This window comes from Amycolatopsis sp. NPDC059657, from assembly GCF_042734395.1.
In the GTDB taxonomy this organism is placed as follows: domain Bacteria; phylum Actinomycetota; class Actinomycetes; order Mycobacteriales; family Pseudonocardiaceae; genus Amycolatopsis.
The window spans coordinates 1-9,323 of the sequence record NZ_JBHWEB010000209.1 but is presented as its reverse complement, the minus strand read 5'-3'; the positions used below and the strand labels follow the sequence as shown (position 1 = coordinate 9,323).

General features: G+C 66.9%; 6 protein-coding genes. 1 reads left to right on the top strand and 5 read right to left on the bottom strand.

The genetic code is table 11. The annotated features are described in order from the left end of the window. Positions 1-40: 40 nt before the first annotated feature. The 4 genes from mmuM to ACFV15_RS46795 all read right to left on the bottom strand — a co-directional run bounded on the left by mmuM (position 41) and on the right by ACFV15_RS46795 (position 5,845). The gene (mmuM, locus tag ACFV15_RS46810; protein WP_378359822.1) at positions 41-928 is read right to left on the bottom strand and encodes a homocysteine S-methyltransferase; all 888 of its coding nucleotides are present in this window, start codon (positions 926-928) and stop codon (positions 41-43) included. A gap of 22 nt (positions 929-950) precedes the next feature. Next, a complete protein-coding gene (locus ACFV15_RS46805) occupies positions 951-2,063 on the bottom strand; it encodes a PucR family transcriptional regulator (RefSeq protein ID WP_378359820.1) in 1,113 nt (370 codons plus the stop codon). Positions 2,064-2,619: 556 nt separating this feature from the next. Beyond that, positions 2,620-5,271 (bottom strand): LuxR C-terminal-related transcriptional regulator, encoded by a 2,652-nt coding sequence (locus tag ACFV15_RS46800; protein WP_378359818.1) that lies wholly within the window; start codon positions 5,269-5,271, stop codon positions 2,620-2,622. A 160-nt stretch (positions 5,272-5,431) separates the two neighbouring features. Continuing rightward, entirely contained in the window at positions 5,432-5,845 is a 414-nt protein-coding gene (locus ACFV15_RS46795) for a hypothetical protein (protein WP_378359816.1), read from the bottom strand. A gap of 9 nt (positions 5,846-5,854) precedes the next feature. Between ACFV15_RS46795 and ACFV15_RS46790 the strand changes: the two genes are divergently transcribed. Then, positions 5,855-8,176, top strand: a complete 2,322-nt coding sequence (locus tag ACFV15_RS46790; protein ID WP_378359814.1) for a LuxR C-terminal-related transcriptional regulator — start codon at positions 5,855-5,857, stop codon at positions 8,174-8,176. 9 nt (positions 8,177-8,185) lie between these two features. Here the strand turns inward: ACFV15_RS46790 and ACFV15_RS46785 are convergent, their stop codons facing one another. Further along, a complete protein-coding gene (locus ACFV15_RS46785; protein ID WP_378359813.1) occupies positions 8,186-8,353 on the bottom strand; it encodes a hypothetical protein in 168 nt (55 codons plus the stop codon). Between the last annotated feature and the right edge of the window lie 970 nt (positions 8,354-9,323).

Genomic DNA, 9,323 nt, shown 5'->3' with positions numbered 1-9,323 from the left:
GGCTAGAACCGCCCGCAACGCTCACGACCCCTCACGACCTTCAGTGCTCGATCATCGTCGCGAGTTCACGGATCTGGTCCGGCCGCACCTGACAGCAACCGCCGATCAGCCCGGCTCCGCGCTGGATCCAGTCGCCGACGGTGGCGGGGTCGAAGGTGGACTCTCCCAGCCACGTCCGCGTATCCGCGTCCCATACCTGGCCGCTGTTGGGGTAGACCACCACGGGCTTCCCGGACATTCGCGCCGCGAGATCAATCGACGCGTCGATGTCCCGCGCCGGACTGCAGTTCATTCCCGTCGCGATGATCAGATCGCATCCGGCGGCGATCGCGAACGCCTCGGCCAGCGGCTGCCCCGCTCGGGTGCGAGAACCATCCACAGTGTACGAAAGCCAAGCCGGAACGTCGTAGTCGTCGACGAGGTCCGCGAGCACCTCGGCCTCGTCGAGGTCCGGGATCGTCTCCACTGCCAGGAAATCGGGATGTGCGGCCACCAGAACGTCGAGCCGCCGCCGGTGAAACGCCGTGAGTTCTGCCTTGGACAAGCCGTAGGCGCCGCGGTACTCGGCCCCGTCCGCGGAGATCGCGCCATAGGGCCCGATCGACGCGGCGACCCGTAGTCCGCGCCGCTCCGTCACCCGGTCGGCCGCGGTCCTGGCGAGCTCGACGCTGCGCCGGAGCACGTCCGTGGTCGTCGCGTCGTCGATGCCCGCGGCCTCGAATCTTTCGAAACTGACCTGATAGCTCGCGGTCGTCACGACGTCGGCCCCCGCACGGAAGTAGGCCTCGTGTGCTCCGATCACGGCGCCGGGGTCGTCCAGCAGCAGCCTGGCCGACCAGAGCGCGCCGCTGAGGTCACAGCCCGCAGCGGCCAGCTGGTTGGACAGTCCGCCGTCGAGCACCAACGGCCGCCGCATCGGCAAAGCCAAGATTCCTCCCACTACTGCGAAGTCAGACCTGTGTCTCGCTGCCCGCCATCGCATACGCGGTCATCGCCACTCGCAGAACATAGGCGCCACGGCTGCTCATCGGGCCGTGCCCGGTGATCTCCTCGATCCGCCGAATCCGGTAGTCCAATGTGGACCGGTGGATGAACAGGTCACGCGCGGCGGTGGTGCGATTGAAGTCTGTGCGGATCAGCATCTCCAGCGTCTCACGGAGCACCTCGTGCGCGAACAGCGGCTCGATCACCGTCACCAGCCTACGGCAGACCGATGGATCGCTCACGATGGCGTACTCGACCAGGAAGTCATCGAGTTGGAACCGCCCCGGCCGCTGCCCGCTGGCCATGGCCAGGGCCAGGATGTCCTTCGCTTCCTGGTATCCGGACGCGATTTCCGCGCGGGCCCGGGACGCCGTCGCCAACCACGGCGAGAGGCCCAGCCTGGCTTCACATTCGTCGGACAACCGGGAAAGGAAACCTTCGGCACGATCCGGGACGAGCAGGACCGCACCATCCTCGGCAGGCGCACTCAGTACGCCGTCGACGGCGTACTCCTCGATCAGCGCCATCAGCCGGTCCTTGGGCACCCGGCGGGTGAACCGGAGCACGGCCACGGTGTAGTCGAGGTCGAGCGTGCCCAGGATCTCCGGCGGGATCTCACTGTCCAGCACCAGCCGCTGGACCATGGCCCAGCGCTTCTCCTTCGTCTGCTCCGCCGTCCTCGGCTGGCCGACCGCGCCTGCCAGGAAGTCGCGGACCAGCAGATGGGCGACATCGACCAGCAGGACCACCTGCGCGGGCCGCTGGGCGGCGACCACGCCGATCAGGTGTGATGCCAGCCGTCCGAGCATGTCGACGACGTTGTCGGCCGAACCGCCCGAGACCGCGAACGCCTGCCCTGCCGTACGGACCCGCGCCCGATGGGCCGGCACGACCGCGTGTCCCTCATCCAGCACCTGACGATAGATCCGCACCACCTCGGTGAACAGCACCTTCGTGGCGGGCTTCGCGGTTTCGGGGGCGACATCGGCGAGCATCCGCTCGACAAGCACATCGGCACCGGCGAGCGAAGAACTCGAAGAACGGCAGACCTGCCCTGGCCTATCATCAAGTAGCGTCATGGTCGATACCCACCCGTCTGAAGAACCCCTGATTAAACTGCGCAGGCAGCGCTATTCGAACCGCTTCGAAACCCATAGCGTGATGACATCTCGTCAACACCAACACCCATGGTCACAGTATCGACAGGCCATTGGCCGCGGAGCAACGGGACCGGACGAATCCAGGGGAATCCCTCAAGAACACTCCCGGCACACTCTCGACAGCATTTGCGCCGATCAGGACGTTGTATACCAGGCCAGATCCACGTCTACCAGATGTGAATTTTGTTCAGTTTGACCACTTGCGAAAGGTTCGCCTCGGCGCTCTTTACGCTCGCCGCCTTTGTCGGCGCGGCCCCTGGACATACAGGCGGCCAGTTTCCGCCAGACGCGCCGAGGCGCACCTTATGACGCGAATATCAAATCTTTCTCAAGTCACGAAAATCGAGTTCCATCTCACACCGGCCGGTGCGAAATATGCGGGCCCGCGCATATGCAGTGGTGATCCTGCTCGTCTTACGCCATCTGTCGACAGATGGCGATGACATCAACGCAAAGCCAGCAGGATCACACGACGCTAACCCGACTTGCCGTCCACCAGCGGCGCCCATCCCTGCTCGGCGACGACCAGACGTCCTTCCAGGCTCGCCGTCGCCAGATCGAGGCGAGAGCGGCAGCCGGTCTTCGCGAACAGCCGGGTGAGGTGGTTCTCCACGGTCTTCTCGCTCACCTGAACCGCTCCGGCGATCTGCCTGTTGGTCAGGCCCTGCTGGATCAGCTCGATGACGCGCTTCTCGACATCCGTCAGCAACTCCCGGTCGACGCGGTGCGACGGGGCCGCGACGGCGTCGCGGCGCATGAAGGTCTTGATGTTCATCCGCATCCAGTCCCCGCCCAGGCGGCGGGCGATCTCGTACGCTTCGTGGTACCAGGGACGCGGCTCCTTGGCGGCGAACGCGACGATCATCAGCGCGCGCATGAGCTCGCTCAGGTCGTCTCGCTTACGCACTACCTCGACCGCTTCGGTCGCGGCGGCATAGTCCTGATCGACCAGTCCACGCAGCATGAGTTCGGCCAACCGCAGGCTTTCCCCGCCATAGCGCGCGTGCCACCGTTTCGTGTCGTCGCGGATGGCTCGCAGCTTCTCGGTATTGCCCGCCTGCATCTCCAGCGAGGCGAGCCGCACGAGGAACGACCGCAGGCCCAGTTCGCTGTCTTCGCCCACCTTCGCGGCGATCTCACCGTAGGCTGCCCAGCCTCGCTCGGCGTATCGGTCCCACTCCCCTGACCGATAGCCGATCCCGATCTCGACCCAGGCACGCAGCGCGGGGAACATACCGCGCTCACCGCTCACCGCCACCCACTCCGTGGCGCCGTCGTAGTCGCCCATCGACGCGAGAACCTCCGCGACGAGCAACCTCGCGATCTGCTGCTGAGCCGTTTCCACCGAGCCCGCCAGTTCGAGCTGCCGGACGTCAGAGGGAATGCCGGACCAGTCACCGCTGCCGTAGTTCCGGATGACGCGGCGGAAAATCGCGAGCGGACCGCACTGCGGCTCGCCGTACGCGCTACCGAGCACCGACTTGAACATCGTTATGAGGTCGTCCTGACCACAAACGGCTTCAACCGGCTTGCGTTCGTCCACGCGGAAGGCGCCGAAGGCGGCTTCCAGCTCCTCGCCGGTGAACGATTCCCTGCCGTTGAACCAGGCTGAGGCGATCTCCAGCGGCGCACGACCGCGTGCGTCCGTGGCCAGCGCGGAGTACACCGGGGCGGGCACCGGCACGCCGGTGTGCACAGCGGCCAGCGCCGCCGACGCCGCCAGCTCGTATCGCCGCTCGTCGTCGACGCCGTCGGCAACGGCTTCGCCGACGACCTCATTGAGGCACCGATAGTGCGCCCCCCGCACCAGGAAGCGCAGCACGGCACCCAGAATCCGGCCGCGTTCTGGCCCACCGGGGCGACAGTGCCGCAGCGCCGCCCGGTACCAGCGCGCGGCGAGCAGCGGGTTGACCCACAGCACACGCACTGCCTCGCGCTCGAGAATGGGCACGAGCGCGACGTCCGGCGCCAGGGCCGCGCCTGCCAGCGCGATATGGTCGGCGACCACCGCCGGTTCCACGGGGTGCGCGTGCTCGTCGTGTAGCAGATGTTCGGCGAGCACGCGATGCAACGAAGCCACGCCATCAGCGCTCAGCTCGTCCAGCGTGGCCGCGGCCAGCGCGGGGCAGGTGACGTTCACTATCCCGTCGTCGTCATAGTCCAGCGCGCCCGCCGCCACTAGATCGTCGATCATCCGGCCGCAGTGGCCGAGCTCGCGGCCGGTGGCCGCCGCGAACGTCAGCAGGTCATCGACGCTGAACCGGTCGGCACCACTGACGAGCGCGACCAGTTGCCTGCCGGGCTCACCGAACCGCGCCAGATGCCGGACGAGATGGTGGCCGGCAGGCAAAGCCACCGGGGCAGCGGGATCACGCAGGCACAGGTACCCCTGCACCTCCGTGAAGCGACCATCCTCGATCAGCTTCTCGAAGGTGCCGAGCACGGCACCGGGGTTTCCGGCCAGCGAGCCGAGGCAGGTGCTCAGTGCCGGGGCGACGGATTCGTCCAGCCTGCCCGGAGCGACCGCCGCGAGCAGCTCGCCGACCTGCTCGTCCGGCAGTGGCGCCAGGTCGAACACCCTGCTCGCGATCGTGCTCAACGACGTCGGCTCAGCGGTGATCCCGTCCTCACAGCAGGCCGCGACGACCGTGCACCCCGCCTGCTGTGCCGCCGCCACGGCCAGTTCCGGGTTCGGCGCGGTGTGCACGTCGTCGACGAGCACGGCGACGGGGCCGTTGGCACGCAGGCAACGGAACAACCGAACCACGTCGGCGAACAGGACCGAACGCTCCCGAGCCGATGCGTACACTTCAGAATCACTCGATCGGGTGACGGCCCGCAACGCCGCCGCCACCCGGGAGTCGCCAATTTCATGAAAGTTATTTCGAATCGCTTGAATCAAGGCGCGGGTCGCAAACGAGTCCCAGTCTGGAACTGTGCCCAAATCGCCGATTCGCAGGACGGTGATACCCCGCGCTCGCCAGCCCCGCGCAACCTCACTCAAAAGGGTGGTTTTTCCAGTGCCGATATTCCCGCGAAGGAGAATCAGGGTGGCCGCCTCGGCATACTCGTCGACCGCTGCCAGTTCCGCCTGCCTGCCTACGATGGCGACGTGATCCCTGGGCACCAGAACTCCTCAATCCCTTACCGCCGAAGCCTGCTCCGACTCGCCGACGTAGCTCCGCGCATCGACGCCGTGCTTTAACAGACAGACTAGCCTTAAGATATCCGCAACCTCAGGAAGACTTCACCGCGACCTCCGACCTCGTTCGGGCGACTTACCCCGGTTAATCCGGGCCCGAGACAACCATTAACCGCCTCACCGCACCGGCGGTGAGCACGAAGTGTCCGAACACACATCCCGCTTCCCCCGACGACCCAGAGAAGCAGCCGTGACCCCAGACCGTCTCCCCGTTCCGCGCCAGATCCTCGCCGCCGAGATCGTCGAGGCACAGGTCCTTCACTCGGGAGAAGTCCCGCCACTGGTCGTTTTCGCAGGCCCCAGCGGAGTCGACCTCGCGGCGGCGGCCGACGAACTGAGTGTCCTCGGCACGCGACACCCGTTCGGCGAACAGTCCAATTTCAAGTCCGTTAACCTGTCGTTCAGCGACGCGAGGCCAGATTTTCGCTTGACAGAACTGATTCCGGGCCGGACAGAGGGTCGCACCGTTCTGCTTGTCAAGAATGCCCAGCACTTGCACCCGGCCGCCTTGCCCGCCTTCGAGGCGACGATCCGGCAGCTGGCGGGCACGAAGGTCGTCTGCGTGTGCACGATCGCACTGCCACTGCCGCCTGAGACCAAGGCCGCGTTCGGCGGCGCCTTCGATCGGTTACGCCGCGAAGGACTGCTGCGGCACGTGACACTCCGCCCTCGCCCCGTCAGGCGAACAGGCCTGCTGATCGCCGAGGCACTGGGCGCGCGGCCAGAACCGCTGCTGGTTTCGCGGTTGTGGGAGCTCACCCGTGGCTGGCCCGGCACGATCATCACCGCGCTGGAGATCTACCGCGACAACGGGATGATGTCGCTGATCGACCGGCACGCCTATCTGACCGGACACTGCGCGCCCGCGCTTTCCACCAATCACGAGCTGGTGCTCGCCATCCGACGCAGGGGTGCCCAGGTCTGGGGCGTGGCCAAGGCGATCGCGGTGCTGAGCCCGCTCGGCGAGGCCGCGCCGCGGCTGATCGCCGAAGCACTCGGCAGCACCGAAGTCGAGGTGCTCGAACGGCTGACGTTGCTCAAGAACACCGGAACACTGCACCATCGCGCGGTCGATTCGGCGTGGTGCTTCAGGATACCGCTGGTCGCCGCCGCGCTCAGCAGCCAGCTCGGTCCCTTCGAGCGACGCAGGCTGGCCCAGCTCGCCGTCTCGGCGCTGTGGAACGGCGAGGCCGACTGCCCCGATCCGTTCTTTCTGGCCGACCAGCTCGTCGCCGCGGGCCGGATGGTCGATCCCGAACGATCGCGCCAGGAGCTGCTGGCCCATGCCGAGCGGGTGGCGCACGCCGACGGTCACCGGGCCATCGCGTGGCTGCGCGCGGCCGCCGAGCTGGCCACGGACCGGGCCGAACGCGTCGGCATTCTGCTGACCCATGCGCGGACCTGCATGCAGCGCGGCAGGGCCGAACTCGCGCTCGAGTCGTCGGACGCCGTATTGCGTGGCTACGCCGACGAGCTCCCCGGTGGCCAGGTGGTGCCCATCTATTTCATCCATCTGGCGGCGCTGCACGAAGCCAAGGACATGGAGACACTGCGCGAGATCGCGGACGGCGGCTGGTGGCCGTGGCCCGGCACCCCGCTGGAAAAGACCTTCGCCAGGGCTTTCACCTTGTCCGTACTCGGCCGTTGGCAGGAGACGCACGAACTGCTGGAGAACCTCCGGTGCGCTGACGAAGCCGATGAGATCGCCGGATACATCCAGTTCATCAGCCCGATCACCAACCTCTGGCTGGGTGTGGTGGACGAGTTCGACGCCGACATCGCGCGCCTGCCTGGCAGGGTCGAAGCGGGCGAGGAACCGATCGGCGAGCTCGGCTGCCATACCGGTGCGCTGCTGGCACTCGGCGAACTTCACCGCGCCGAAGAGCTGCTCGCCAGCACCAGGAAAGTCCCGGTCGCACTCGGTGCCGCGACCCAGGCGACGAAAGCCTTCTACGAAGGCAAAATCGACGAGGGGCTCGAACTCGCGCGCAAGCACCTCGCCACCAGCTCGCCGAACGGCTGTGATGCCTACCAGACCGTGATGTTCCAGCTCGCCGCCTCGATTCAGCTCCTGCGGGGCAAGCTCGCCCGCAGCCGCGACCTGCTGGCCACCGCGAGGTCCCGCCACCCTGCGATGCCGCACGCGCTCGCGGCGCCCGAAGCCTGGTACGAACTGCTCATCAACGACGTCGAGCAGGCGCAGTCGACCTTGCGAGCCGCGGTGCGGCAAGCCGAGGAAAGCGGGGTCGTGGCGTTCACCGACACGCTGTGGGCGAACCTCGCGGACATCGAACACACGGCGGGCCGGCTCGAAGGCCTGCCGGAGTACCTGCACAAGGTTGAGAAGATCGCGGGGCAGCTCGGCACAGAGACCGCCGAGATCCGCCGCCTGACGCTGCACGCACTCGTCCACCGTGACAGCGGCTCCGCCGACGCCGCACTCGCGCTCGCGAGGCGACGACAGCAACCGCTGGAACAGGCGGTCCTGATGGAGCGGCTGGTGCGCTACGGCCTCGCGGACCCGGCACTGCTCGGCGAGGTGTACTCCCTGCTGGGAGACCTCGGCGCACTGCTCGGCCGGGCGCTGACACGGCCGCTGATGCGCGAGCACGGGATCGCGGTGCCGGGACGGCAGGCGACGGTCGCGGAGAACGAACTCCTGCTCGCCATCCTGACGGCCGAAGGCCTTGGCAACAAACAGATCGCGAGGGTGCTGGTCACGAGCGAGAAGAGCGTCGAAGGACGGCTCTCACGGCTGTTCACCCGAACCGGTTACCAGTCACGGGTGGAGCTCGCGACGGCCGTGCTCAGCGGCCAGTTCGAGGGCTGAGTTCCGCGCTCACCGGCACGAGTGCTCGGGCAGTCCTTTGTGGACGTCCTGTTCATGGCGGGCACGCCTCGCCGCGATCTGGGCATCGATCCGCGCCCGGCAGATCGCCGCCCCGACCCTGACGAGCATCACCGCACCCGCGATCGTCCCCACCAACACCTGCAGTGCGACATTCATGTCAGGCGCTCCTTCCCGACGCACGAGAGTCCTTTCTGGACGGTTAACAGTGAACATGCCGGAAGCGGCCTTCGGACACCGTGACGCGAGACTTCCGGCGAGTCGGGGGATATCCCTCAGGTGATCGCCGACCGGCTGTCCGCACGGCGCGGAACCATGTCGTTGTTCTGTGGAAACCGTGCCTTCCTTCGCGATCAGCGGCTAGCGTTGACCATGCAATGACACCCCTACGCAAGCCGGGCGTTCGGTGGCAGGTCCCCCCACCCGCCACTGCCCGGTGAGCGATCGTTGCACCCGCAGCCGGGGCCGGCCCCACCCATCGGCCGGCCCCGGCTCTCAAATCGCGGCCACACAGCCATTCGAGCTGCCGCCCCGCACGAGTCTGTGCCGCTCCCGTACGCGAGTTTGCCGCTCTCGCAAGGTTCTCGCGTTTCCACTCGTCACCAAGTCCGGCAGACTAGTAGCACGCCGGTCGTGTGTGACTCCTGTGGTTCCTGGTACACGTGATGTCGCGAATCTCCCGAGTCGAGGTGACAAGGGTCGCCCGTGTCAGCTCTAGCGACACAAGGGTGGCCCTTGTGTCGTCACGAGCACCCGAGGGCGGGCTAAGTGGGCATTTCGCCGAGACGAGAAGGGGAGCTGTGCGGATCACCCGACAGGGATTAATGCGGCGCCCGACGGGTTCCGTGCACCGGCCAGTCGGCGGGGGCGTGAGGAGGATTTAGGCCGTTCACGGGCCTAGTTCTTCCGCAGCCACTCGATCGTGGCGTGACCTCGCGGCCGAACCTGGGTGAGAGCCTCCCTCACCCACCTCGCGACCACGAGCCTGGAGCGAGCGCCCCGCCAAGGCAGGTCGTGAGTGTTGCGGACGGTTCTATTGATCCGTAAGGCAAATATGGCGTGTCAGTCTGCGGCGTAGCGGACTTCTTCCTTGCCGAAGAAGGCTTTCACGTGGTCGGGTTGGTTCTGG